General features: G+C 73.6%; 20 protein-coding genes. 3 read left to right on the top strand and 17 right to left on the bottom strand.

Features of this window, described 5'->3' with window-relative positions:
* Positions 1-104 precede the first annotated feature (104 nt).
* Entirely contained in the window at positions 105-1,130 is a 1,026-nt protein-coding gene (locus ACIRD3_RS08955; protein ID WP_402213488.1) for a YihY/virulence factor BrkB family protein, read from the bottom strand.
* Positions 1,131-1,501: 371 nt separating this feature from the next.
* Between ACIRD3_RS08955 and ACIRD3_RS08950 the strand changes: the two genes are divergently transcribed.
* The gene (locus ACIRD3_RS08950) at positions 1,502-4,885 is read left to right on the top strand and encodes a BTAD domain-containing putative transcriptional regulator (RefSeq protein WP_402213410.1); all 3,384 of its coding nucleotides are present in this window, start codon (positions 1,502-1,504) and stop codon (positions 4,883-4,885) included.
* 9 nt (positions 4,886-4,894) lie between these two features.
* Here the strand turns inward: ACIRD3_RS08950 and ACIRD3_RS08945 are convergent, their stop codons facing one another.
* Positions 4,895-5,809 carry a TIGR03619 family F420-dependent LLM class oxidoreductase gene (locus tag ACIRD3_RS08945; protein ID WP_402213408.1) on the bottom strand — a complete coding sequence of 305 codons (915 nt, stop codon included), beginning with the start codon at positions 5,807-5,809 and terminating at the stop codon, positions 4,895-4,897.
* Between the two features lie 95 nt (positions 5,810-5,904).
* Positions 5,905-6,588, bottom strand: a complete 684-nt coding sequence (locus tag ACIRD3_RS08940; RefSeq protein WP_402213407.1) for a hemerythrin domain-containing protein — start codon at positions 6,586-6,588, stop codon at positions 5,905-5,907.
* Between the two features lie 399 nt (positions 6,589-6,987).
* Between ACIRD3_RS08940 and ACIRD3_RS08935 the strand changes: the two genes are divergently transcribed.
* Positions 6,988-9,861 (top strand): FAD-binding and (Fe-S)-binding domain-containing protein, encoded by a 2,874-nt coding sequence (locus ACIRD3_RS08935; protein WP_402213405.1) that lies wholly within the window; start codon positions 6,988-6,990, stop codon positions 9,859-9,861.
* A gap of 96 nt (positions 9,862-9,957) precedes the next feature.
* Here the strand turns inward: ACIRD3_RS08935 and ACIRD3_RS08930 are convergent, their stop codons facing one another.
* The 14 genes from ACIRD3_RS08930 to ACIRD3_RS08865 all read right to left on the bottom strand — a co-directional run bounded on the left by ACIRD3_RS08930 (position 9,958) and on the right by ACIRD3_RS08865 (position 25,135).
* Positions 9,958-11,022 (bottom strand): GNAT family N-acetyltransferase, encoded by a 1,065-nt coding sequence (locus tag ACIRD3_RS08930; protein WP_402213404.1) that lies wholly within the window; start codon positions 11,020-11,022, stop codon positions 9,958-9,960.
* A 3-nt stretch (positions 11,023-11,025) separates the two neighbouring features.
* Positions 11,026-12,033, bottom strand: coding sequence for a GNAT family N-acetyltransferase (locus ACIRD3_RS08925; RefSeq protein WP_402213402.1), 1,008 nt, complete (start codon positions 12,031-12,033; stop codon positions 11,026-11,028).
* 98 nt (positions 12,034-12,131) lie between these two features.
* Positions 12,132-13,253, bottom strand: coding sequence for a pyridoxal phosphate-dependent aminotransferase (locus ACIRD3_RS08920; RefSeq protein WP_402213400.1), 1,122 nt, complete (start codon positions 13,251-13,253; stop codon positions 12,132-12,134).
* A 3-nt stretch (positions 13,254-13,256) separates the two neighbouring features.
* Positions 13,257-14,285: a C-terminal binding protein gene (locus ACIRD3_RS08915; RefSeq protein WP_402213399.1), complete on the bottom strand. Its 1,029-nt coding sequence runs from the start codon at positions 14,283-14,285 to the stop codon at positions 13,257-13,259.
* An 11-nt stretch (positions 14,286-14,296) separates the two neighbouring features.
* The gene (locus ACIRD3_RS08910; protein ID WP_402213397.1) at positions 14,297-15,463 is read right to left on the bottom strand and encodes a phosphonoacetaldehyde reductase; all 1,167 of its coding nucleotides are present in this window, start codon (positions 15,461-15,463) and stop codon (positions 14,297-14,299) included.
* Complete coding sequence (gene aepY, locus ACIRD3_RS08905) at positions 15,453-16,619, bottom strand: phosphonopyruvate decarboxylase (RefSeq protein WP_402213395.1); 1,167 nt, start codon at positions 16,617-16,619, stop codon at positions 15,453-15,455. Before aepY ends, ACIRD3_RS08910 begins: the two co-directional genes overlap by 11 nt.
* Positions 16,616-17,485: an isocitrate lyase/phosphoenolpyruvate mutase family protein gene (locus ACIRD3_RS08900; protein WP_402213394.1), complete on the bottom strand. Its 870-nt coding sequence runs from the start codon at positions 17,483-17,485 to the stop codon at positions 16,616-16,618. The genes aepY and ACIRD3_RS08900 overlap by 4 nt, the downstream gene beginning before the upstream one ends.
* Positions 17,475-18,917, bottom strand: coding sequence for a hypothetical protein (locus ACIRD3_RS08895; RefSeq protein WP_402213392.1), 1,443 nt, complete (start codon positions 18,915-18,917; stop codon positions 17,475-17,477). Before ACIRD3_RS08895 ends, ACIRD3_RS08900 begins: the two co-directional genes overlap by 11 nt.
* 74 nt (positions 18,918-18,991) lie before the next feature.
* Complete coding sequence (locus ACIRD3_RS08890) at positions 18,992-20,041, bottom strand: GNAT family N-acetyltransferase (protein ID WP_402213391.1); 1,050 nt, start codon at positions 20,039-20,041, stop codon at positions 18,992-18,994.
* Positions 20,038-20,784 carry an SDR family oxidoreductase gene (locus ACIRD3_RS08885; protein ID WP_402213389.1) on the bottom strand — a complete coding sequence of 249 codons (747 nt, stop codon included), beginning with the start codon at positions 20,782-20,784 and terminating at the stop codon, positions 20,038-20,040. The genes ACIRD3_RS08890 and ACIRD3_RS08885 overlap by 4 nt, the downstream gene beginning before the upstream one ends.
* Complete coding sequence (locus tag ACIRD3_RS08880; protein ID WP_402213387.1) at positions 20,784-21,476, bottom strand: aspartyl/asparaginyl beta-hydroxylase domain-containing protein; 693 nt, start codon at positions 21,474-21,476, stop codon at positions 20,784-20,786. The genes ACIRD3_RS08885 and ACIRD3_RS08880 overlap by 1 nt, the downstream gene beginning before the upstream one ends.
* Positions 21,477-21,647: 171 nt before the next feature.
* Positions 21,648-23,096: an MFS transporter gene (locus ACIRD3_RS08875; RefSeq protein WP_402213385.1), complete on the bottom strand. Its 1,449-nt coding sequence runs from the start codon at positions 23,094-23,096 to the stop codon at positions 21,648-21,650.
* A gap of 8 nt (positions 23,097-23,104) precedes the next feature.
* Positions 23,105-23,773, bottom strand: coding sequence for a class I SAM-dependent methyltransferase (locus ACIRD3_RS08870; RefSeq protein WP_402213383.1), 669 nt, complete (start codon positions 23,771-23,773; stop codon positions 23,105-23,107).
* 309 nt (positions 23,774-24,082) lie between these two features.
* Entirely contained in the window at positions 24,083-25,135 is a 1,053-nt protein-coding gene (locus tag ACIRD3_RS08865; protein ID WP_402213381.1) for a YncE family protein, read from the bottom strand.
* 126 nt (positions 25,136-25,261) lie between these two features.
* Here ACIRD3_RS08865 and ACIRD3_RS08860 point away from each other — a divergent pair, with 126 nt between their 5' ends.
* Positions 25,262-26,158 carry a LysR family transcriptional regulator gene (locus ACIRD3_RS08860; protein ID WP_402213379.1) on the top strand — a complete coding sequence of 299 codons (897 nt, stop codon included), beginning with the start codon at positions 25,262-25,264 and terminating at the stop codon, positions 26,156-26,158.
* Positions 26,159-26,179: the final 21 nt, after the last annotated feature.

Raw genomic sequence — 26,179 nt, 5'->3', positions numbered from 1 at the left:
CTGATCGGCGATCCCGAGTCCCTCCACGGTGGGCACCGCGGTCGCGGAAGGCCGGCCAGGGCTGTGCCGCGCCCCTGTGGGCGTGATGGCTCAGCCGTGATGGCTCAGCCCCGGCCACCGCCGTGTTCCTCGTCCGGCCACTTCCGGGTGTCCCGGGGCGGCACGTACGGCTCCTCTGTCGGGGGCATGCCGCCCTCGATGGCCCGCTCCCGGGCCAGCTCGGCGTCGAACTCGAGCCCCAGCAGGATCGCCAGGTTGGACAGCCACAGCCACACCAGGAACACGATCACCCCGGCGAGAGTGCCGTAGGTCTTGTTGTAGGAGCCGAAGTTCGCCACGTACGCGGCGAAACCACCGGACAGGGCCAGCCACAGCAGCACCGCCAGCACGCTTCCCGGCGAGACCCAGCGAAAACCCCGGCCGCGGACGTTCGGCGCCGCCCAGTACAGCAGTGCGATCATGAACGACACCAGCACCACCAGCACCGGCCACTTGGCGATCGACCAGACCGTCACCGCGGTGTCCCCGAGTCCCAGAACGTCCCCGGCCCGCTTCGCCAGCGGGCCCGTGAACACCACGATCGCAGCACTGGCCATCAGCAGCACCATCATCAACAGCGTCAGCCCGACCCGTAGGGGAGTGGTCTTCCAGGCCGGCCGTCCCTCCCGGATGTCGTAGACCGCGTTGCCCGCCCGGATGAACGCCGCGATGTACCCGGACGCCGACCACAGCGCACCCGCCAGGCCCACCACTGCCAGCAACCCGCCCGTTCCCCGGCCGGCCTGCACCTGCGTGACCGCGCTGCGGAGGATGTCGCGCGCCGATCCGGGCGCGAGCTGCTGCAGGTTGTCCAGCACCCCGTTGGTCGCGGACGTGCCGATCAGGCCGAGCACCGACACCAGCACCAGCAGCGCCGGGAACACCGCCAGCACCCCGTAGTACGTCAGCGCGGCGGCGCGGTCCGGCAGCTCGTCGTCGAGGAACTCCCGGCCGGTGCGCCTGAGCACTTGCCACCAGCCGCGAGCCGGTACGTCCGTTGGTTCGTCCGGTCCGTGGTCCGCGGCCTTCTGCGGGCGACGCGTGGCCGCGTCGTCGGCTTGTCCGTCGCGTGTTCGTCGGAAGAGTCCCATGGCCAGCGTGTTCCCACCCGCCACGATCCACACCTTCGACGCGAGTCGACGCGGTGACCGGGGAGGCCGTGGGGCGCCGGATGAGCGGCACGGGCCGGAAGGGAGTGTGCTCGCTGGGCGCGTTCACCGCGGCGGCGCCTGGACGGCGCCACCGGCGAGGAGTGGCCGGCCGCTGAGGCGGTGTAGTCCGACGTCCCCGGGCCCCTGACGGACGGGGTGCTTCGGACCGCTGTCCAGTGCGGTGAGCTGTTGCGTTCACCACGCCCGTGCCATGCCCGCTCGCGAGCTCGTCCGCGCCCTCGGCAGGCGGACGGGAGCAGCAGGTCCTGGCGTCCGTGGCCGCCGTCCCGTCCTCCTATGATGTCCCCGTCATGATCGTATGGAAGGTGCTCGGTTCGTTCCGGGTCGAGGTGGACGGGCGCCCGGTCGACACCGGTGGGCGGCTCGCGCGTATGGTGCTGGTCCAACTGCTGCTGGCCCGTGGGGCCGTCGTGCCCACGGAGCGGATCATCGAGCGGCTGTGGCCCACCCGTGTCCCGTCGAGTGCGCAGGGATCGCTCCACGCGTACATCGCACGTCTGCGGCGCGTCCTCGAACCGGAACGGGCCCCGCGCACGCCCGCGCGACTGCTGGTCAGCGCGCCCTACGGTTACGCCCTCGCCGTCGAGCAGGACGCGGTGGACGCCTGGGCGTTCGAGAGCCGGGTGGCGGCGTGTTCGGAGGCGGGGCTGCCCGCCCCGGTCGCCGCCGAGCGCTTGGCCGAGGCGCTCGCCTCCTGGGGCGGGCAGCCGTACGCGGAGTTCTCCGACGAGCCGTGGACGGCCGGTGAACGCGCCCGGTTGGAGGAGGTGCACCGCACCGCCCGCGAACGGCTGGCCGCGGCTCGGCTGGGCTGCGGGCAGGTCGCGCAGGCCCTCGACGACGCGGGCACGCTGACCCGGGAGCAGCCGTTGCACGAGGAGGGCTGGCGGCTGCTGGCCCTGGCCCTGTGGGCCCGGGACCGCCAGGGGGAGGCCCTGGCCGCCCTGCGCCGGGCCCGCCACGTCCTCGATGAGGAACTCGGCGTCGAACCCGGGCCCGCGCTGCTGGAACTGGAACAGGCCCTGCTGCACCAGCGCCTGGACGTGCTCCACCGGGCGACCGGGGCACCCGCCCCGGCGCGGACGACCGAAGCGCCCGCCGAGCCGGTGCGCGGTCCGGCGGTGACGGTCGACCCCCGGACGCCCACGGTGCTCACGCCCGGTCGGCTCCTGGGCCGCGACGAGGAGCTGTCCCGGCTCGCCGCCGCGGCGGACCGGTCCCGGGGCGGCCGGGCCCAGGTGGTCCTCGTCACCGGCGAGGCCGGCATCGGCAAGTCGAGCCTCCTGGAGGCCGCCGTCCGCCAACTGCCCCACCAGGGCTGGCTGGTCGGCACCGGGAACTGCCCGGAGACCGACGGTGCCCCGCCCGGCCGGGCCTGGTTCGACATGCTGCCGACCCTGGCGCAGGCCTCGCCACCCGGCCCGTACGCCGACGAGCTCGCCCCGCTGCTGGCGCCGGGCACCACGAGCGACGCCGAGGAGCCGGACGGCAGCCCCGCCCGGCGCTTCCGCCTGCACCGGGCGCTGCTGGGCTGGCTCCGTGAGACGGCCGGGCGGCGGCCCCTGGCGATCGTGCTGGACGACCTGCACCGGGGCGACCAGGAGAGCATCGAGCTGTTCCTGCTCTGCGCCGAGCAGCTGCGGGACGTCCCGCTGCTCCTGGTGGGCTCGTACCGCACCGGCGAGGGGGACCTGACCGGGGCGCTGGCCCGCCTGGCCGCCTGCTCGCCCGTCCGGCTGGCCGTGGGCGGACTGTCGGACGCCCAGGCGAAGGAGCTGCTGCGGCGCGGCGCGGCCGGCATGAGCGAGCACGCCGCGGCGGCGCTGGCCGAACGGGCCGGGGGCAACCCCTTCTACCTGCACGAGAGTTCGCTGCTGATGGCCGGTGAGGGCGAGCAGCAGGCGCTGGCCCGCGTGCCGCAGGGGGTCCAGGACGTCCTTCGGCGGCGGCTGGCTCTGCTCGCGCCGACCGTCACGGCCGGGTTGCGGCTGGCGGCCGTGGCCGGACGCGAGGCCGCGGTGGCCCTCCTGGTCCATGCCGCCGACTGCAGTGCGGAGCAGCTCCTCGACGCCCTGGACGCGGGTGTCACCGCCGGACTGCTCACCGAGCCCCGTCCGGGCACGGTCCGCTTCACCCACGCCCTCGTGCGGGACGCCCTGGAGGACGACCTCACCCGGCTGCGGCTGGCCCGGATGCATTCCCGGCTGGGCCGGAGCCTGATCGCGCTCGGCTCGGACGACGTCGCCGCCACGGCCCACCACCTCCTGCAGGCGGCTGCGGTGGTGACCGCCGACGCCGGGCCCGCGGTCCACCACGCCCGGCTGGCGTGCGAGCAGGCGGTGCGCCGCTACGCCCCCCGCAACGCCGAGGCCCTGCTGACAGCGGCCCTCGGCCTCCTCACCGACCATCCGGCCGCCTTCGCCGACCAGGACGCCGCCCTGCTGCGGGTGTCGCTGCTGGGGCAGCTGGTGGACTGTCAGGTCCGGATGGGGGCGGTCGTGCCGGCCCGCGAGGCACAGCAGCAGGCCGTCCGGGTGGCCCGTGCCGAGGGCCGGGACGACCTGCTGGTCGCCGCCTACACGACGTGGACCGAACCGACGCCCTGGCGCGTGCGCGCGTACGCGAGCTTCGACACCGAGGCGGTCGAGGAGCTCGGGACGCTGCTGGAGGGCCCGGCCGTGTCCGACCGGCAGCGGTGCCTGCTCCTCGACCAGCTGGCCGACGCGCTCGACGACATCGACTCCGGCGCCGTGACCGTCTCCCGCCAGGCCGTGGAACTCGCCCGCGAGGTGGGCGACCCCCGGCTGCGGGGCCTGACGCTCACCTCGCTGCTGCGCCGGGTCGACGGCGAACTCGAACCCGCCGCCTACGCGGAGCTCCACCGGGAACTGGCCGAGGTCGCCGCCTCCCAGGACAGCCCCGAGTACGCCTGGATGACGTCCTACATCGCCGCCCGGATCGCCGCCGCCCGCAACGACCCGGCCGAGATGGAGCGGTGCCTGGTCCAGGCGGACGGGATCGCCCGCACCTACGAGCTCCAGGGCGCGTTCGCGGTGGCGAGGCTGCGCGAGCCCATGCTCGCCATGGCCCGGGGTCGTTTCGAGGAGGCCGAGCAGGCGTTGGGGGCGGGGGTGGCGGAGCTGCGCGCCCGGGGAGCGGTGGACCTCGACGGGCTGGCGGCGCTGGCCGTCGGGTGCATCCGGCTGCAGCAGGGCCGGCTGGCCGAGGTGCTGCCGATGCTGCTCGCGGTGTGGGAGCAGTACCAGCCGGTCAACGAGTCCCTCACCGCTCTCGCCCTGCTGGCCGCCGGCCGGCCCGACGAGGCCCGGGAGGTGTTCGGCCGGCGCGCCCCGCTCCGGCGTGACTTCGCCTTCTCCATCCTGACCGGGCTGCGCGGCGTGGCCGCCCTCGCCCTGGGCGACCGGGCGGCGGCCGCCGAGGTCTACCGGGACCTGCTTCCCCTGGAGGCCTTCGCGGGCGGGGCGAGCAGCCTCAGCATCGTCTTCCGGCCCGTCGCGCAGACCCTGGGCGACCTCGCCCGGTTCCTGGACCGCCCCGACCGGGCCCGGTCCCACTACCTGGAGGCCGCGCGGGTGGCGGCCGCCTGGGACTCCCCGCTGTGGGCGGGCGCCGCACGGACGGCCCTGGACGGGCTGCCGCCGGCACCCGCGTAGCGGCAACCGTCACGGTCCGGTCAGTTCGGCCATGAAGGCTGCGGCCAGGTCGAGGAACTCCTCGGGCGAATCGGTCGTCAGCTGCAGGTCCACCAGCACCTCGTCGGTCGCCGACCCGCACATCACCCTGAGGTGGTCACAGATCTGGCGCACCGTCCCACGCTGGTGGATCTCCGAGGGATCCGCCTCCACCGCGGTGACGTCGGGGTTCACCCGGAACACCCGGCGCAGGCCCGCCGGGTCCCGCCCCGCCCGCTCGGCGGCCTCGGCGGCGACCGCCCAGAGACCGTCCAGGTAGGGCACCGGCATCGAGGCCCCGAGCCAGCCGTCCGCCCGCCTGCCGACCCGCGCCAGGGCCGGCGGGGTGAAGCCGCCCAGCAGGACCGGCGGCCTCGGGCCCTGGTGGGGCTTGGGGAGCACGGTGGACTCCGGGATCGTCCACAGCCGGCCGGTGTGGACGACCGGATCACCGGACCACACGGCGTCCAGGACGTCGAGGGTCTCCTCCAGCCGGGCGCCGCGGCCCTGCCAGGGCACCCCGGTGGCCTGGTACTCCTCCCGCATCCAGCCCAGCCCGATGCCCACGTCCAGCCGCCCCCGGCTGATCAGGTCGAGCGTCGTCAGCGCCCGGGCGAGCACCAGGGGCGGCTGCCACAGGGCGTTGAGCGTGCTGCTGCCCAGCCGCACCCGCTCCGTGACCGAGGCCGCCAGGCCCAGGGCGAGCAGCGGGTCGAGGTGGGTGCCGTACCGGACGGGCATCGGCCCCCCGCTCGCGTAGCCGTCGGGGGGTGTGAGCGGCGACAGGAGCCGGTCGCCCACCCAGAGGCTGTGGCAGCCCAGTGCTTCCAGCGCCGTGCACATCGCGGCGCTGCGGTCGGGGTCGGCGAACGGGCCGAACTGGGGCACGGAGAATCCGATGCGCATCGGTGGGAGTTCCTCGGTCGGGACGGCGGGGGTGGAACGGGCGGGGGTGGGACGGGAAGGGGCGGGACGGGAAGGGGCCGTACGGGGACGGCCCATCAGGCGGTCGTGCGCCGACCGCGGATCCGGTCGGTCTCGCGGCGGTACTGCCGCTGCCCGAAGAGCCGCCACAGCACCCGGGCCGGCAGGGGCAGTCGGGTGAGGAACTCCCGGCGCTGCTCGGGCGAGCTGTCCTCCAGGATGGCGCCCAGGGCGATCATCAGCCGGTTCTTGGGCGTCTCGGCGAGGCCCCGCTCGCCGACCGCCTGCCACTGCTTCTCGTTCACGTGGAGCGCGACCAGCGGCATGACCTCCCGCTCCTCCTCGTCGAGATGGGCGCACAACTGCCGGTGGTGCCGGTGCAGGGCCGCGGCGAGCTCGTCACGGTCCTCCGTCAGGGCACGTGCCTCCCACCGCTCCACGAGCCCCTGGACCTCAGCGATCCCGTCGCTGAGCCCGTGGTGCTGTGCCTCCATCGCCAGGACCTGCTCGGCGTCGAGGTCCAGGTGGGGCAGCAACACCGGCCAGAGCACCTCGTCCTCACCGGTGTGGTGGGCGTGCAGGCCGACGGCGTACTGCCGCCAGTGCTCGGCGAGGATCCGGGAACGCTCGGTGTCGCCGGGGCGCACCTCCTGGACGAGTTCGGCCAGCAGGCGTGACTCGCGGCGGAACACCTGGTGGATCATCGCCATTTCGCGGGTGTAGTGGTGGACGGTGGCATCGGGGGAGTTGCTCGAAGTCATGACACCCAGTCTTCGGAGCCCGGTTGCAGGGCACTTGCGCCCGACTTGCCGCGCTGCGGTGGTCGCCCCCGGAGGGCTTTCCCGCCGCGCTCGCCCCGCCGTGACGCCGAGCGCGACGGGAGCGTTCCGTAGGGCACCTCCCGAGGAGGACAGAGCGGATGATTCCGGCAGGTACGGAGGCGAGCGTCGTCCACGTTCCGCTGAAAATCAGCCAGATGACCTGGAGGAGGACGTCATCGCCCGCCCGGGTGGTACGTTCGCACGACTCGTGGCCTCGCATCTGCGACCGTGCCGTGCCCGCCACCGGGTGTGTCGACGCCCCCGGGGGAACTCCTCGGGGGTCCGTCCGGGCCGAGGCCCCAAGAGGGATTCCGACGGGACGGGTGAGGGCGAGCAGGGATGAACATCTCCAGCACCATCGGCGACGCGCTCGCCGGCGCACTGCGCCGGGCCGGGGTCGAGGTGGACGTCTCGGCGCGTCGTCGGGCGGAGTACTCCACCGACGCGTCGCTGTACCGGGTGGTGCCGACGGCGGTCGCGTTTCCGCGCGGGGTGGACGACGTGCTGGCGACGCTGGAGGTCTGCCGGTCGCTCGGCGTCCCGCTGACCGCCCGCGGCGCCGGTACGTCGATCGCCGGAAACGCGGTCGGACCCGGTGTGGTGCTGGACTTCTCCCGCCGGCTGGACCGGGTGCACGAGATCGACCCGGCCGCCCGCACGGCGGTGGTCGACCCCGGAGTCGTCCTCGACGACCTGCAGCGGGCCGCCGCGCCGCACGGGCTGCGCTTCGGCCCCGACCCCTCGACCCACAGCCGCTGCACGATCGGCGGCATGATCGGGAACAACGCCTGCGGGTCCCGCGCGCTCGGCTACGGGCGCACCGCGGACAACGTCGTCGAACTGGACCTCCTGACCGGGACCGGCGAACGGATCACGGCCCGCAAGGGCGCCGACACCGGAGCGTCGCCGACCCTCGCCGCCCTCCACGAGGTGGTGGGGCGGCGGCTGTCCGTGATCCGCACCGAACTCGGGCGCTTCGGCCGCCAGGTGTCCGGCTATTCCCTGGAACACCTGCTGCCCGAGCGGGGGTTCGACGTCGCCGCGGCCCTGGTCGGCACCGAGGGGACCCTGGGCGTGCTGCTGGGTGCCACCGTGCGCCTGGTGCCGGCCCCCGCCGCGACGGCGCTCGCCGTCCTCGGCTATCCGGACATGGCCGCGGCCGCCGACGCGGTACCCGCCCTGCTGCCCGACGCGCCGATCGCCGTCGAGGGCCTGGACGCGCGGATCGTGGACGTGGTGCGCGGCATGCGCGGGTCCGCGGCGGTGCCCGCCCTGCCCCGCGGGGGCGGGTGGCTGTTCGTCGAGGTCGGCGGCGACAGCACGGCGGAGGCCGGGGCGAAGGCGGCCCGGGCCGTGGCGGCGGCCGGGGCGCTGGACGCCCGGGTGGTGACCGATCCGGCGCAGGCCGCGGCCCTGTGGCGGATCCGGGAGGACGGGGCGGGGCTGGCCACCCGCGCCCACCCCGCGCACGCGGGCTGGGAGGACGCCGCCGTACCGCCGGAGCGACTCGGTGCCTACCTGCGCGAGTTCGAGGCGCTGCTGACCGGGCACGGGCTGCGCGGGATACCGTACGGCCACTTCGGCGACGGCTGCGTGCACATCCGCATCGACTTCCCGCTGGAGCGGCCCGGCGGCCCGGCCGTGTTCCGGGGCTTCCTCGAGGACGCGGCGGACCTGGTCGCCCGGCACGGCGGCTCGATGTCGGGGGAGCACGGCGACGGACGGGCCCGCGGCGAGCTGCTCCCGCGGATGTACTCTCCGGCCGCGCTGGAGGCGTTCGCCGCCGTCAAGACCGTGTTCGACCCCGATGACCTGCTCAATCCCGGGGTGATCGTGCGGCCCCGCCCGGTCGACGCGGACCTGCGGCTGCCCGCCGCGCGGCCCGTCCGCGCCGGCCTGGCGTTCTCCTACCACGGTGATCAGGGCGACTTCGGCCGGGCGGTGCACCGCTGCACCGGTGTCGGCAAATGCCGGGCCACCGCGCCCTCCGACACGGTGATGTGCCCGTCCTACCGGGCCACCCGGGACGAGAAGGACTCGACCCGCGGCCGGGCGCGGGTGCTCCAGGAGATGGCCAACGGATCGCTGGTGCACGGCTGGCGGTCCGAGGAGGTGCGCGAGGCGCTGGACCTGTGCCTGGGGTGCAAGGGGTGTTCGTCCGACTGCCCCAGCGGGGTCGACATGGCCACCTACAAGGCCGAGGCGCTCCACCAGCGGTACCGGGGCCGGCTGCGGCCGGCCTCGCACTACTCGCTCGGCCGGCTCCCGCAGTGGGCGCGGCTGGCGTCCTGGGCGCCCGGGCTGGTCAACGGCGCGATGGCCGGGCCGCTCGGCCGCGCGGCGAAGCGGCTGGCCGGCGTGGACCACCGGCGGGAGCTGCCCGCGTTCGCCCCGCGCACCTTCCGGCAGTGGTTCGCCGGCCGCCGGCCCGGCCCGGGAACCCCGGTGCTGCTCTGGGTGGACACGTTCACCGACCACTTCACCCCGCAGGTCGGCATCGCGGCCGTCCGGGTGCTGGAGGACGCCGGCTTCTCGGTGCGGATCCCCGAACGGAAGCTGTGCTGCGGTCTGACCTGGATCTCCACCGGCCAGCTGGACACCGCGCGGCGCGTCCTGCGGCGCAGCGTCGCCGCCCTGGCGCCGCACGTCGCGGCCGGCACGCCCGTCGTGGGCCTGGAGCCCTCGTGCACCGCGGTGTTCCGGGGGGACGCCGCCGAACTGCTGGGCCCGTCCGGTGCGGTGGCGTCGGTGGCCGGGGCCACCCGGACCCTGGCCGAACTCCTGGACGGCGTCGCCGACTGGCAGCCGCCGTCACTCACCGGCACGGAGGTCGTCGCGCAGCCGCACTGCCACCACCACGCCGTGATGGGCTGGTCCGCGGACCGCGCGCTGCTCGAACGGGCGGGGGCCGAGGTCCGGACGGTCGGCGGATGCTGCGGCCTGGCGGGGAACTTCGGCGCCGAACGCGGCCACTACGACACCAGCGTGGCGGTCGCCGAGACCGCGCTGCTGCCCGCGGTGCGGGAGTCCGGAACGGACGCCGTGCTGCTCACCGACGGCTTCTCCTGCCGCACCCAACTCGCCCAGCTCGCCCGCCGGGACGGTGTCCACCTCGCCGAACTGCTCGCGCGGGCGGGCGGGTCGACCCGGATGAGCCGGACGGACCGGAAGGACCGGAAGGACCGGAAGGACCGGACGGAAGCCGAGGGGTGACCGGGACGACGCCCGGACACGCGTGGGGGCGGGGACGTCGCGACGTCCCCGCCCCCACCGCTCGCCACGGTGCCGCTCGCCACGGCGCCCGCCGGCTCAGCCGAGCAGCAGCCCGGCGGCGTACAGCGGCGACAGCCGGCAGCCCCGGCGCCGCTTGGCGTCCCAGGAGCCGGGACCGTAGGCGATGGTCCTGATGCCGTGGGCCGAGGCCAGCGCGGCGGGCTGGTAGTAGAGGTTGGCGAAGTAGGTGAACTCCGACTCCTCCGTACGGTAGTTGGTCCCGGCGATGGCGGCGGTCCACTCCTCGCCGTCGCGGACCATCAGTCCGAAGCCCAGCATGGTGCCGTTCTTGCTCGCGGTGAACACCGTCAGGTCCTCGGGCGCGACGTGCTCGCGCAGCCCGTTCAGGATCCGCTTCTCCCGCTCGATGTCCGAGACCCCGTCGTACTTCTCGGCGAGTTGGCAGCGCAGGTCGAGGATCTCCGGCTCGTCCGCCGCGAGCGGACGGGCGTCGAGTTCGATGCCCCGCTCCTCCAGCATCCGGAGCTCACGGCGGACCTCGACCCGGCGCTTGCTGGGCAGGTGGGTGATGTAGCCGTCCAGGTCCGTCCAGGTGACCTGGAGGTCGCAGGTCTCGGTGAGCTGGAGGAGTTCGAAGCCGGCCGCCCGCAGCTCCTCGATGAACGGGTCCGCGCTCGCCCGGAGGAACAGCAGGCTGACCGAGCGGAGCCCCTGCGCGCGTGCCCAGTCGGTGATCCGGGCGACGAACTCCTTGAGGACGGCCCGGTCCTGGCAGGCCGGGCCCACCGGGAAGCCGGCGTAGTTGGGGTACATCAGCAGCAACGACGGGAACACCTCGGCGTGTTCGACGCCCTCCCACGGGTACGGCCCCTCGGTCGCCAGGCCGATCGCGGCGGTGCCGCCGGACAGCACCTGGTGCGCGTTGAGCCGCAGCCGCGCCCCGGGATCCTCGACGATCGCGGCGCCTATCGCGGTCAGGCACGTGCCGTCCTCGTCCCGCAGGGCGAGGGTGCGCGGACTGCCGGGCAGCCAGTCGTGGCCGAGTCCGATCCACCGCCTGGTCGCGGGAGCCGCCGCGTGCTGTGTGACGAGCTCCCAGTCGTCCGGGAGTTCCTCGGTGACGGCGAGGCGGAACGCCATCGGTCACGACCTTTCGTCAGGACCCAAGTACGCGGCCAGCGGCTTCTGGGCCATGCCGAAACGCATCTTGAAGTCGTCGTTGCGCCGCCCGCCCTCCAGGACCGGCAGACCCAGTTCGAACGCGTAGCGTACCGCCGAGGCGTGCAACAGGTAGTAGGGGCTGAACGGGAGTTCACGCTCGCGGTCGTACCCGGCGGCCCAGGTGTGCAGCTTGCGGTCCTCGGCGAAGAGGATGCCGATCGCCAGCAGCTCGCCGTCGAGCCGGATCTCGTTGATCCGCGCGGCCTTCTGCATCATGCCGAGGAAGTCCACGATCCGCTGCGCGTCGTAGTAGCCGGCCGATCCGAAGCGGGCGGCGCTGATCTCCAGCAGCCGGAAGCGTTCGGCCTCCTCGTGCGCGGTGGCCGTTCGCATCGACATCTCGGCCCCGGCCTCGGCGGCCCGGCGCAGCTGCCGCCGGTACTCGTGGCGGGTGCTGCCGCTGAGGGTGGCGAGGTAGTCGTCCTCGGTGCTGAAGGAGCTCAGGTCCAGGGCGTAGCGCTTGTCGATCGGCGTGCCGGCCAGGCCGGCGGCCTCCAGCGCGGCCGCACTGGGCGAGCCCACCTCGACGTTGACGAACCCGTAGCGCGTCAGGCCGGCCTCGGCCGCGCACCGGCCCATCGCCGCCAGCAGTGCGGCGGCCACCTCCGGGCGGCGCTGCACGGCCACCAGGTGGCTGTCCGGGCAGTGCCACAGGTTGGAGACCAGCGCCGTCTCGCCCGGGGCCAGGCCGAGCGCTCCCAGGGGGTCGGCCTGGACGTGGCACGGGGCGAAGCCGAGCAGTTCGTCCTCGGCGTCGTACACCTCCAGGTAGTACCGGTCCGCGACCGCCTGGACGGGGTAGTGCTCGTAGGCGGCGAGGAACTCCCGGCCGAAGTAGAACGGCGCCCCGGACGCCGACACCAGGGCGTCCAGCCCCGGGCTGAGCTCCTCGGCCGAACGGACGACCCGGACCCGCAGCGCACCTGGCATTGTCTCTCTTCCCCCTCGTTCCTTGCTCACCGTTCCGGCCCCACCGGGCCTCGCCCCGCACCAACGTCCTTCCGCACCCGCGGAGTTCCCCCGCCGGGTCAGCCGAGCAGCGCGGTCCGCAGCCGGTCGACACCGGTCAGCAGGTCGCCCTCGGGCAGCGCGAAGGACAGCCGGACGTGCCCGGGGGCGCCGAACGCCTTCCCGTCCACGACGGCGACCCGGTGCTCGTCCCGCAGCCAGCCGGTCAGGTCCGCACGGGCCCCGGGCGGGGCGTGCTCGGTGAGCCAGCCGCGCAGGTCGGGGAAGACGAAGATGCCGCCGTCCGGCCGGGGGCAGGACACCCCGGGGATCCCGGACAGCCGCTCCAACACCGCCTTCAGGTTGCCCTGCAGGGCCGAGCCCAGGTGCGCCCGCCGGTCGTCGCGGCCGGGCTCGCCGAGGACGGTGAGGGCGATCTGCTGGGCGGCCGAGCCGGTGCCGCCGATGACGTGCGAGGCGTGCGCGGTGGCGGCGTCCAGGACGGGCCCGGCGGCGATCGCCCAGCCGATCCGCAGGCCGGCCAGCGCGTGGCTCTTGGTGAGCCCGTCCACCACGACGCAGTGCTCGGGCAGTTCGGGGCCGAACCCGAGGACGGAGGGGGCGGGACCGTCTCCGACCGGGACTCCCCGGTACACCTGGTCGAAGAGCAGCAGCAGCCCCTGGGCCCGGGCCCAGTCGGAGAGTTCCCGCAGCCGCTCCGCCGGGATCACCGAACCGTCGGGGTTGCGCGGCGAGTTGAGGACCAGCGCGCCGGTGCGTTCGGTCAGCGCGGCCTCCAGCGCCGCCAACGAGGGCGCGCCGACGCCGACTTCACCGGGTACGAGCACCGCCGTGCCGCCCGCGGCCTTGATCAGGGTGGGGTAGCTCGCCCAGTACGGGCCGGGGACGAGGACTTCGCGCCGCTCGCCGAGCGCCCCGGCCAGCACCGAGAGGATGGCGGCCCGGGCGCCGGGCGCCACCAGGACCTGCTCGGGACGGACGGTCGCGGTGCCGCTCGCCGAGGCGTACGCGGCGACGGCCGCGCGCAGGTCCTCCCGCCCCGCCGGGGGCGGGTACGGCTGGTCGCCCCGCGCGGGCAGGGCCGCTGCCGCCGGGTACACCGGGACGCGGACGTCCCCGGTGGACAGCACGGCGACCCCGGCCCCGATCCCGGCGGCGGAGGTGGGGGAGAGGGTGGTCATCGCTCAGTTCCCTTCCGGCAGCACCCGGCCGACCAGCTTGGTCCGGCCCGCCAGCACGTCCCGGACCAGCTCGGCGACCCGGCGGCGGCTGCTGGCCTCGGCGTCGCTGGACAGGAAGGCCCGGTGGCTGCTGACCACCACGCCCGGGTGCTTGAGCACCGGCGCCCAGGCCGCGTCGTCGTGCGGGTTCTCCGGCGAGAACACGTCGAGCCCCGCGCCGCCGATCCAGCCGCCCTCCAGCGCCTCGGTGAGCGCCACCGGGTCGATCAGCCGGCCGCGGGCGGCGTTGATCAGGTAGGCGCCCTCGCGCATGCCGCGCAGCGCGGCGCGGTCGATGATCCGGTCGGTCTCCGGGTTCAGCGGGCAGTGCAGCGTCACCAGGTCGGACTCCGCCAGGAGTTCGGCGAGGGTGTCCACCGCGTGCGCGCCGTAGCCCTCGGCCAGGTCCCGGCCGATGTAGGGGTCGAAGACCAGGGTCCGGCCGTAGTGGACGCCCAGCTTCCGGGCCACCGCGCGGCCGATCCGGCCGAAGCCGACGATGCCCAGGGTCCGGCTGCTGGTGCGGCGCGGCACGCCGCCCGCGTAGATGTCGAAGCGGCCCTCGGAGAGGGTCCGGTGCTGCGGCACGACCGCGCGCTCCAGTGCGAGGGCGAGCGCGGTGGTGTGCGAGGAGACCTCGTCCACGCAGTAGTCCGGCACGTTGAAGCCGAGCAGGCCGCGCTCCTGCAGCAGTTCGGCGTTGAGGTTGTCGACGCCGACGCCCTGCCGGACGACGGCCTTGAGGCCCGGCCCGGCGGCGTCCAGCAGCTCCGGGGTGACCTGGCAGCGGTAGACCACCAGGACCTCGGCACCGGCCACCCGGGCGGCCAGCTCGGGGCCGTCCAACTGGTAGCGCCCGTCGGCGAAGGGGCCGAACAGCAGCTCGGCGGTGTCGCCCAGGACCTCCTTCTCCACCGTGGCGAGCGCCGGGTCGATGGTGTCGCCCGTGCGCAGCCACGCGGGGTCGGTGTAGATCACGCGGGGTGTGGTCATGGCTCGAGCTCCTACTCTTCCAGTGCTTTGCGTACGTCGTCCGGCGTCACCGCGCGCGGATTGTTGCCACCCCGGACGGTGCCGAGCGCCTGCTGCCAGTCCGCCGTCCAGTCCTCGGCGCGCAGTCCCAGGCCGGCCAGCCGGTCCGGGACGCCGCCGCGCTCCAGGAGCCGGCCCAGCAGGGCCTCCAGCGAGTCGCCGGTGCTCCTCGCGCACTCCGCCTGCAGGTCGTCGACCAGGCTGCGGAGCACGGCCGGCCCGTCCGGGTGCAGGCAGTCGCCCTCCGCGGCCGCCGTGTTGTGCCCGATCAGCCAGCGCATGTGCAGGGCGACGGCCAGCCCGTGCGGAATGCCGGCGCGGGCCGTCAGCCCGTACGAGAGCGCGTGGCCGGCGGTGGTCCTGGTGAGGTTGATCGCGGCTCCCGAGAGCGCCGCGCCCAGGGCCAGCCCGTCGTACACCTCCCGGTCGTACGGCGGGGTGCCGCCGACCAGCCGGTCCAGCGCGGGCACCAACGACTCGACGGCCTGCCGGGCGTAGCGGCGGGACTCGGGCGTGGCGCTGACGGCCCAGGAGGACTCGACCGCCTGGCAGAGCGCGTCGGCCCCGGCCGAGGCGCCCACCGGCAGCGGGACGCTCTCGGTGAGCCGCGGATCGACCAGGACGGCGTCGGCCCGGGAGCGGTCCGAGTCCAGCGAGTGCTTGCGGCCGTCGACGTAGATCGTCGCGAACCGGGTGAGTTCGCTGCCGGAGCCGCTGGTGGTCGGCAGCAGCACCAGGCCGAGCCGGTCGCGCTCCAGCAGCGCCGGGTCGCGCAGGTAGTCGAGCGGGCGGCGCGGCTGGGGGGCGAGCACGGCGATCGCCTTGGCCAGGTCCATGCTGCTGCCGCCGCCCACGCCGATCACCAGGTCGGGGCCGAACTCCCGCGCGACGGCCAGTCCTTCCTCGACCGTCGGCAGGGTCGGGTTCGGCCCCGACCCGATGAAGCAGCGGATCCGGTGGTCCCGTTCCAGGGAGCGCACCAGGTCCGCGGCGCCGGACCGTTCGAAGGAGCCCGGGCCGCCGACGACCAGCACCCGGGAAGCCCCCAGGGCCTCCAGGGTCTCCGGCAGCCGGTCGGCCGCGCCCCGGCCGAAGTGTGCGGACGGGTGGCCCGGCAGCCGTACCAGTTCAGACAGCATGGGAGTCCCCGGCCGTCCGCCCGCCGTCGACGAGTCCGTCGACGAGTCCGTCGACGAGCCCGTCGGCGAAGCGGTCGGCGATCTCGTCCGGCGAGACCTTCTCCGAGGCCCGTCCGCCCGCCGCCGCTCCGGGCACGCCGCGCACCGCCAGCAGCGCGGGGCCGGGGGCGTCCAGCAGCCGGCGCAGCGCCGGGCGCAGCTCGGCGACCGAGTCGACCGTCTCCGCCGTGCGGTAGCCGCAGGCCAGGGCGGTGGCCGCGAAGTCTGCGCGGCCCGCCGCCGTGAGCTGGGTGCCGGTCGACTCGTAGCTGCCGTTGTCGAAGACGACGTGCCGCAGGTTCTCGGGCCGGTAGTGGCCGGTGGTGGCCATGGAGCCCAGGTGCATCAGCGCCGCGCCGTCGCCGTCCAGCACCACGAACCGGCGCTCGGGCCTGGCCATCGCCGCGCCCAGCGCGACACTGCCGACGTGGCCCATCGAGCCCTGCATGTAGAAGTTGCCCGGCCGGTCGCCCTGGTTGAACAGCTCGCGGGACAGGAAGCCCGTGGTGGCCAGCAGGTGCTCGTCCGTCACCTCGGCCAGCACCGCGGAGACCAGGTCGGCGCGGTCCGGCCCTTCGGCACGACCGTGCTCGGTCACGCCCGGGACTCCGCCGATGGCGCCCTTGGGGACCAGCAGGAAGGCCGGGCGGCGCGCCTTGAGCGCGTCGGCGGCCTCGGAGAGCACCTGGTCGAAGGGCACCTGCCCGTCCAGCGTCCAGTGCGGGATCTCCAGGGAGTCCAGCCACGGGTGGGACACCCGCCCCATCCAGTGGTGCTGCTGCTCGCCGGCCCCCGCAGCCGGCCAGCCGCGCAGGCTCATCATCACCAGCACCGGGATCCGGTACGGCAGCACCAGGGAGGTGAGGGGGTTGATCAGGTTGCCGAACCCGGAGTTCTGGCTGAGCACCACGGCCGGATCGCCGCCGAGCCGGGCGCCGGCGGCGATCGCCAGGGCCGCGCCCTCGTTCACCGCCGGGACGTAGCGCAGCCCCTCGGCCCCTTCCTCCAGCAGCCGGATCGGGCCGCCGAAGAAGGAGCACGGGACGCCGGTGACCAGCTTGGTGTCGAGGGTCCTGAGCCCGTCGAGCAGCGCGGTGGCGGAGACGTACTCGCTCATACGGTGCTCTCGAACTTCGCGGTCATGCCCTGGAGTTCGAAGACCTCGCCCATCGGCACGATCTGCTCCTCGACGGCCTGGCCGCGCCCGCCGGCGGCGAGCTCGGCGAGGGTGGCCTTGATCCCCTTGATCGCGCCGCGCAGGCCCTGGTTCGCGTAGATCACCACGCTGAACCCGGCCGCGCGCAGCTCGGACTCGTGGACGGTGTTGTACGTGGTCGGCACGCACACCAGCGGGATGTCGAGGTCCCACTGCGAGGCGAACTCCAGGATCTCCCGGGGCTGGCGGCTCTTGCTGTGGATCAGGACAGCGTCGGCGCCGGCCTTGGCGTAGGTGCGGGCCCGGTCCAGCGCCTCGTCCATGTCCGCGCCCGCGACCAGCGCCTCGGTGCGCGCGATCAGGACGAAGTCCTCGGAGACCTGGGCGCTCTTCCCGGCCTCGATCTTCTCGGCGAAGTCCACGGCCGGGATGAGGTCCTGGGACGCCGCCGCGAAGCTGTTGATCTTCGGGAAGATCTTGTCCTCGATGCAGATGCCGGCGATCCCGCGCCGCTCGTAGTTGGCCACCGCGTGGGCGACGTTGAGCGGGCCGCCGAAGCCGGTGTCGCAGTCGGCGATGACCGGGATGGTGGTGGCCGCGTCCATCGCCTCGGCGGCGTCGAGGAACTGGGTCATGCTCAGCAGGCTCTGGTCGGGCAGCGCGTAGCTCGCGGAGATCTCCAGGCCGGAGGCCCAGATCGCCTCGAAGCCGGCGCGCTCGGCCAGCCGTGCGGTGAGCCCGTTGTGCGCGCCCATGGCCCGGATGAGGCCGTCCTCGGCGAGCAGGGCTCGCAGCCGACGGGACTTGCTCGATCGCTCAGTGCTCACGTGCGGACTCCAGATCTGTTGCGTCGGACTCTTGCGCGTCGGGGTGTGCTGTGCCGGGCTGTGCTGCGTCTGGGTGTGCTGCGCCGGGCTGTGCCGCGTCGGACTTGAACCAGAGCCGGTCCTCGTCGAGGTACCGCTCGATGCCGTCGCCCGGGATGGTGGCGAGCGCGAACCGCACGTCCGTGGTGGTGGCGCCGCCCACGCGCAGCAGCAGCACCCGGGCGGCGGCGCCGTCGGCGTCGCCCGCGGTGTTCGGGTCGGCGGTGAGGGCGGCGAAGGCGATCCGCGTCCCCGGCAGGACGTAGGCGGAGTCGCCGGGCTCCAGCCGCTCGCGGCGCCGCTCGCCCCGGTGCTCCCAGTGGAGCTCCACCGGCTCCTCGCCGAGCACGTAGGCGTACTGGTGCTGGTAGGTGCTCAGCCAGCCGGCCGAGGCGTCGGCGGCCGGAAGGACGTCGACCTCCAGCGCGGTCGTGTGCGGGTGCGCCGGGTCGCCGGCCAGCTGGGTCACCCGGTACGCCGCCCGGCCCTGCTCCGGCAGCTCCCAGGAGCGCGACTCGGCGCGGTACGCGAGGTGCACCCCCGCCTCGGTGCCGATCCGGGTGGGCAGGAGTTCGCGGACGGCCACGCCGAGCGCGTCCGCCAGGGCGGCGGTCTCGTCCCCGGTCGCCGCGGCCTCGCCCGCGCACAGCTGCGCCACGTACGGTGCGGGCAGCTTCGCCCGGCGGGCCAGCTCCTCGGTGGAGAGCAGCCGCGCCTCGGCGAACGACCGCAGCAGCGCGGCCTGTTCGGCGGGCAGGGCCAGCGCCCTGGCCTTCCGGGGGCCGAGCACCGACAGCTCCCGCTGGGCATCGCCCAGCAGGTCGCCGCCGTAGGTGAGGGCCAGGATGTAGGCGGGCTCGGTGGCGGAGCGCGAGGTGAAGGAGTGCGGTGCGAAGGGCAGGCCCCAGACCGAGTCCCCGGTGTTCATCTCGACGCAGTGGGAGACGCCCTCCCAGCGGTAGTAGTAGTTCACCGGCCCGACGAAGTAGGTGAACTGGTACAGCAGGTGGCCCCGGTTCCACTCGACCGCCGGGTTGTCCGGGTCGCTGTCCTCGACCACCCGGAGCATGCTGATCCACTCCGGCCGGTAGGAGGCCACCCGGGACATGGCGGTGTCGCGGTACTCGTAGTACGGGCTGCCGCCCCGGTTGATGGTCCGTCCGCTGGCGACGGAGTCGGCCAGGCGGTGGACCCGCACGCCGTCGGGGCAGTCGTCGTGGATCGGCAGCAGATCGCGTTCGTTGAGCGGCCAGACGGCGGCCGCCTTGCCGATCAGGTCCCAGTCGACCGGACGGCGCCCCGAGGTGAGGTCGGCGAAGGCGCCGGGCGGCAGCCCGAGGTCCTGCTCGGCCGAGGCGTCGTCCCGTTTCAGATCGTTGGCCGCGGACCGCAACAGCCGTGCGGACCGCAGTGAATAGTCACTCTCCGGTAGAGAGCTGTCCAAGGCTTCCCCCTGAGGTGGATCGTCTAGCGCGTGGCCATGAACCGGCCCAACCGCTGCGGTTGCAGGCCGTAACGCCGCTTGAACTCGTCATTGCGCCGGCCGAACTCCACGACCGGCTTCCCGCTGGCCATGCCGTACTCCAGCTCGGCGCCGAACAGCACGTACTGCGGGCTCCAGTTGAGCTCCTCCGGGTACAGGCAGCCGCCCGCCCAGAAGTGCGCCCGCTGCTCGTCCAGCAGGCAGATCGACACCGCCTGCAGCACCCCGTCCAGCTCGATCCGCAGGATCCGGCAGTCCGGACCCAGGGCGCGGATCAGCGCGGACAGTTCCCCGGGCGGGTAGTAGCCCGGGGCGTGCTTGTCGGCGGTCGCCGTGCAGAGCGCCAGCGCCGCGTCGTCGAGGACGTCGGAGCCCTGCTCGAAGGTGATCCGCGCACCGGCCCGCTCCGCCCGGCGCATGTACTGCCGCAGGGAGCGGCGCGAGGCCCGGCCGATGGTGGCGAGGTGGTCGTCGAGGGTCAAACCCCCCGCCGGCATCGGCAGCCGGTAGCGCGGCGTCGTCTCCTGGCCCGGCAGGCCCGCCTCGGCCAGCAGCCCGGCGAGCTCTCCCTGCCACTCGATGTTCACCAAACCGTAGGTGGCGACGTCGAGTTCGTCGGCTAGCGTACCCATGGACGCACACAGGTCGGCAAGCGTTTTCGCGTCGAGGGTGCCGGCCGAGGGCACCATCGTGTCGTAGCAGTGCCAGATGTGCCCGACCAGCATCCGGGTGATCCCGGCGTCGGGGTCGGTCGCGAAGGGGTCGACGGTCTCCTGGAGGGAGAGCACCAGTGCGGCGGACGGTGCACCCGACGCGTCCCTGGCCAGCAGGTAGTACGGGTCGGCCGGCCGGGTCAGCGGGTCGCGCTCGATGGAGCACAGGAAGTCGTAGCCGAAGAAGACGTTGCCCGCGACTCCCAGCCGCTCCCAGTCGGCCCGGCCGATGCCCTGCACGGACCGGAGCACCTCGACGCCCGAACTCGCCTGTGGCAAGCGGTCGGTGGGGTGCAACACGTGGCTCGTGGACGGGCTCATTTGCCGCCCGCCAGCTCGGTGAACGACCCCGTGACGAAGGACGCCTGGTCGGACAGCAGCCACAGGACCGCCTCGGCCACCTCCTCCGGATCGCCGCCGCGCTGCATGGGCAGGTTGCCCTGCAGCCGGTCGACCCGGCCCGGGTCGCCGGCGGTGGCGTGGAAGTCGGTGCGGATGAAGCCGGGGCGCACCGAGTTGACCCGGATCCCCTCGGCCGCGACCTCCAGCGACAGGCCGGTGGTCAGCGTGTCCATCGCGCCCTTGGAGGCGGCGTAGTCCACGTACTCGTTCGCCGAGCCGAGGCGGGCGGCGGCCGAGGAGACGTTGACGATCGCCCCGCCCCGGCCCCCGTGCCGGGTGGACATCCGGCGGACCGCGTGCTTGGCGCAGAGGAAGGCGCTCACCACGTTGGTGGTCAGCACGCGGTGCAGCCGCTCCTCGTCCAGGTCCTCGATCCGGGACTTCTTCTCGGCCACGCCCACGTTGTTCACCAGCCCGGTGAGCGGCCCGAGTTCGGCGTCGACGGTGGCGAACAGCCGCTCCACCTCGGCCTCGCGGGAGACGTCCGCCCGGACGGCGAGGGCCGTGCCGCCGGCCTGGACGATGTCGCGGACCACCTCCTCGGCGGCCGTCCCGTTGTGCAGGTAGTTCACGCAGACGCGGTAGCCGCGCTGCCCGGCGAGGCGCGCCGTCGCTGCGCCGATGCCCCGGCCGGCGCCGGTGATGAGGAGGGCTCCGGGCATCAGTAGTCCCCGTTCGAGAGCTGGATCATCTTGCTGGACGCCTTGCGCTTGGAGCGCAGGAACCACCGGTTGACGCTGTCGGCCAGCGGTCCCAGCGGGCGGCGGAAGTCCACGATGATGACGACCCGGGGCTCGTCGGCCTCGTTGCGCACCTCGTGCTCGAAGGTGTCGTCGAGGACGATGCTCTCGCCCGCCTTCCAGGTGTAGTACTCCTGGTCCACCCGGATCCGCGGCGGGTTCTCCGCCGGGGTGCTGATGCACAGGTGGTAGCGGAGGATCCCGGCGTACGGTCCGGCGTGCGGGTCGAGGTTGACGCCCGGTTCGAGCACCGAGACCATCGCGCTCACCACGCCCGGGGTCTTCTCCGCGAACTCCAGGAGGGTCGGAGTGTCCTTCCGGGCGGCCTCGTTGGGCACGCCCAGCACGTAGGCGTAGTAGAGCCGCCAGTCCTTGGAGATCTGGGCGGCGCGCACGGGGTCGATGTCCTCGTACCGTCCGAGTTCCCGCTGGCGCAGCAACTCCTCGACCTCGGCGCGGAGTTGGGGGAGCTTGGCCTCCAGGTCGCGGACGGCCGGGAACAGCGGGTACGGCGAGGCGAACCGCGGGCGGCGGTCGCCACCGTAGGACCGCAGGAACATCTTGTTGGCGGCTTTTCTGACGAGGGCGTGATCGGTACTGATCGACTTGGCCATAGTGCTGTCTCCAACAGCGCGCTGCCGTCTTCGGAACGCGCGATAGGCGAAGAGAGAGGCGAAGGGATGAGGACTCCGCGTTGAGTCCTGCATGACGTCCTGCGTGAAGTCCTGCGGGGGAGGAGACTGCGGGGCAGGCCCGTGGGGCAGGCCTGCGTCGAGCGGCCGGCCTCAGGAGCCGGCGGTCTTGGCCGGAGCCCGGCGGAGCCCGACCGACAACAGCGCGCCGACCAGCAGGGCGAGGACGGGCACCAGGAAGGTGGTCCGCACCGCACCGGAGAAGTCGCCCCGGGTCAGGCCGACTTGGAGGAGCGCACCGGTCAGCGCGGTACACAGCAGGCTGCCGCACAGCCGGGTGGTGTTGAACACCCCGGACGCGACACCCGCCAGCTCCGGCGGGACGTCCTGCATGGCGACCGCGACCGACGGTGCGAAACACACTCCCATACCGACACCCATGACGGCCAGGCCCGGCAGCAGCAGGAGCCACGAGGAGTGTGCCGACAGCGCCGGCACCTGTGCGCCCACGCCCGCGGCGAACAGCACCAGGCCGACGATCAGCACGGTCTTCCCGCCGATCGCGTCCACCAGCCGCCCGGACCGCCGCGCCACCACCACCGAGATCAACGGCGGTACGGCGAGCACCAGCCCGGCGCCGAACGGCGACCAGTGGTGCACCGTCTGCAGGTGCAGCGGAACGAGCAGCAGCACCGCGGCCACCGCGCCGGGGATGGCGCCGATCACCACCGACAACAGGGCGAAGTTCCGGTTGCGGACCAGCGCGAACGGGATCAGCGGATCCCGCCCCTGCCGTCTGCGCTGCACCAGCGCGAAGGCCCCGAGCACCACCAGGCCCGCCACCAGGCAGCCGGGCACCGTGACCGGTCCCCACAGCGTGCCCCAGTGGTGCCGCTCGCCCTCGACCAGCGGGTAGACCAGCAGGAAGATCGCGGCGGCCAGCACGACGGACCCCAACAGGTCCAGCCGGGCCCGGCCTTCGCCCCGCAGCGGCGGAACGCTCAGCATCACCAGGACGAAGCCGACGACGCCGACCGGGACGTTGATGACGAAGATGGCCCGCCAGCCGAGCGTGCCGGCCAGCAACCCGCCCACCGTCGGCCCGACGGCGGTCGCGAGGCCCGCGAAGGCACCCCACGTCCCCATCGCCCGGCCCCGTTGCTCGGCCGGGAACACCCGGGTGATCACGGCCATCGCCTGCGCGGCGAGCAGTGCCGCGCCGACACCCTGGAGACCCCGGCCCAGGATGAGCTGGGTGGGCGTCTGCGCCAGTCCGCAGGCCGCCGACGTGACGGTGAAGACGACCAGGCCGATCAGGAGCACGCGTCGCGTTCCGAACAGATCGCCCAGGCGGCCACCGAGGACCAACAGCACCGCGTAGGTGAGCAGGTAACTGTTCGTCACCCAGAGGATCTGGTCGAGCGAGGCCTGTAGGCCCTGCTCGATGGTGTGGAAGGCGATGTTGACGACGGTCGTGTCCAGCAGGACGAGCGCCTGGGTGAAGCAGATCGCCAGCAGGGCGAAGCCCGGGGAGCGCATCTTCTCCCGCCACCCCGGTGAACCGTCCAACGGCGTACGGGCGGCGGCCTGGGTGGCCTCCATGAAGCGGTTTACTCCCCGCTTCCGGTCTCGCCGGCGCGGCGGGCCCGGCCGTAGAAGAAGCCCGGGGCGACCTCCTCGATCGTGCAGTCCCAGCCGAGCGCGGTCAGACGGCGCTCCAGCTCGGCGGGCTCGAAGAAGATCTTCACGATGCGGAACTCACGGCCGTCGGCGAGCGAACGGACGACGGCGTGCTCCGGGTCCACCTGGTCCTCGACCTCGCCGATCCGCTCCAGCGGGGTCACGTCGACGAATTCGACGACACCGCCGGGCTTGAGCGCCTTGGCGACGCGCGCCCAGAAGTCGTCGAAGTACTCGAGCGGAACGTGGGCGAGCCAGTGCGCGAAGAACACTCCGTCGAACTGACGGTGCGGCTGCCAGGTGAAGAGGTCCGCCTGGATGAACTCGACGTCGCCCAGTCCCTTGGCGCGCGCGACCTCGATCATGCTCGCCGAGCCGTCGACCGCGGTGAGGGTGGCGCTGCGCTTCACGAGGTGACGCGTCCAGTAGCCGGTGCCGGGGGCGAGTTCCAGCACGTCACCGCCCAACTCGCCGCTGGCGAGCCGCTCCAGGAGCGCGGGAGAGGCGGCTTCCTGGTAGGGGACGAAGGTGTCGTCGTACTCGACGGCACGCTCGTCGTAGTACTCCTGCTGGATGGCGACAAGATTCTCGATGTTCATGTGCTGACAGCCTCCCCGTTGATCTTGTCATGCAACCTGAGAAACGTAACTTGCTACCGATCGGTAGCATAGGGTGATCCAAATCACATCCGGAACTTCCGGTTCTCCCTCTTTTATCCGTTTGCCCGGGCCGGTCTCCGTCACCAACGGATCTGCTGGCCAATGTTCCTGACGATCCGTGACCGACGGGCGTGGGGATCCCGTGCGGCCGCATGACCGTGCCCCGGCCGACGGGGGTCGGCCGGGGCACGGGGCTGGTGTGCGGCGCGGCGGGGCGACGCGGTCAGGTGGTGTGGTAAGGCGGCGTGCTCAGGCGGGGCAGGGGATGTAGGCCAGGCCGTGGGCGCCGGGTTCGGCGCGCTTGGCGACGGTCAGGCGGGAGACCGGGGTGAAGGTGTCGAGGTCGATGACGTCGACGGTGGAGGAGACGACGGAGGCGACGTAGGCGAGGCGCCCGTCGGGGGAGGAGGTGATGCTCAGGGGGAACAGGCCGATCTCGACGGAGCCCAGGAGCCGGTGGTCGTCCGTGGAGAACACCGAGAGCACGCCCGGGAGTTGGCGGCCGAGCTTGGACTCCGGGTCGGGGGTGGAGCGGATCTCGCCGGCCAGCAGCCTGCCGGTGGAGGTCAGGTGGACCGGCAGCGCGGCGTGCTCGGTCGGCAGGGTGGCGACCACCGAGGCCGACGCGGCGTCGATGACCCGGATGCCGGGGGCGGCGTCGGGCTTCCCGGCGAAGCCGAGGTAGGGCGCGGCGACGTAGGCCCGGGTGTTGTCGGGGGAGGCGGCGAGGCCCTCGCTGCCGGGGACCTCGACCTTGGCGGTCATCGTGCCCCGGCCGAGGTCCACGATCGAGACGAACGGGGCCTCCTTGTTGGTGGCGAAGCCGGTGCGCCCGTCCGGGGAGATGGCGAACCAGTGCGGGCCGGGGGCGTCGGTGTCGATCCGGCCGAGCGAACGGCGGGACACGGTGTCGATGACCACGATGCCGCCGGGGCGGTCCGGGCCGCCCTCCACGCTGACGTAGAGGCGGTTGCGCCCGGCGTCCAACGCCAGCCCGTGCGGGCCGTGTTCGGGGGCGAGGTCGATCACCTCGACGATGCGGCGGGTGTCGGCGTCGATGACGGTCAGCTCGGTGCGCCGGCCGGTGTGGGCGTGGTAGTAGCCCGAGTGGTAGGCGGAGGTGCACCAGAGCAGGCGCTGGGTCGGGTCGAAGCACAACTCGTGCGGCTCGGCGAGGACTTCGACGGTGTCGAGGAGCCGGTCGGTGGCGGCGTCGAAGAAGGAGACGGTCGGGCCGCTCTGGCTGACGACGGCGAGGACGTCACCGGCGAGGCCGGAACGGTCGGTACGGGCGGTGGACACAGGTGCTCCTTGCGAGGGGTTCCGTGCGGACTGCTCCAGTCTCGGCGGCCCGGGGCGGAGAACACCATGCAAGGATTGGCAGGGGATAGTTGACTGATGCGCAAAAGTGCAGTTCAGGAGCCATGGATGGACCTCAACCTGCTGCGGGCCCTGGATGCCCTGCTCCAGGAGAACAGCGTGACCCGGGCCGCTGAGCGGCTCGGCACCTCGCCGGCGGCGGCGAGCCGGATGCTGGCCCGGCTGCGCCGCGCGGTGGGCGACCCGCTGCTGGTGCGGGCCGGGCAGGGGATGGTGCCGACCCCGCGGGCGCTCGAACTCCGCGAGGAGGTGGGCGCGTTGCTGCGCGGCTGCGAGAACGTGCTGCGGCCAGGCGCGGGATTCGCGCCGGTGCACCTGGAACGGACCTTCACCGTGCAGACCAGCGACGTGGTGCTGGTGCGGGTGGCCGGCCCGCTGACCGAGCGGATCCGGGCGGAGGCCCCCGAGGTCGACGTGCTGTTCCTGCCGGAGTCCCTGGAGGGCGGGCCGGCGCTGCGCCAGGGACTGGTGGACGTCGAGGTGGGCGTGCTCGGTCAGCTGGACCCGGAGATCCGTACCCGGCCGCTGCTCCGGGCGCCGCTGGTGGGCGTGGCGCGCAGCGGACACCCGCTGTTCGAGGGGCGGATCACCGCCCGGCGGTTCGCCGCCGTCGACCACATCGGCGTCTCGCGGCGGGGCAAGCGGCTCGGGCCGATCGACGCGGTGCTGGCCGAGCGCGGGCTGCGGCGCCGGGTGGCGGTGGTGGTGCCGAGCCACACGAGTGCGATGCTGCTGGCCCGGGACAGCGACCTGGTCGCGCTCGGGCTGGAGGACTGGCTGCCGGAGACGGTCGCCGCGCTCGGCCTGCGCACCTTCCGGATCCCGCTCGAACTCGACCCGCTGGAGATGGGGATGGCCTGGCACCCGCGCAACTCGGCGGATCCGGGCCACCGTTGGTTCCGCGAGCACCTGGCGGCCGCCGTCCGGCAGGCGCGGGAGGACTGAGCCGGGCGGCGGTGCGGGCCC

Source organism: Kitasatospora sp. NPDC093550 (assembly GCF_044764985.1).
In the GTDB taxonomy this organism is placed as follows: Bacteria; Actinomycetota; Actinomycetes; order Streptomycetales; family Streptomycetaceae; genus Kitasatospora.
Note: the sequence above shows the minus strand (reverse complement) of the source record. Positions and strands in the feature narration are given on the sequence as shown.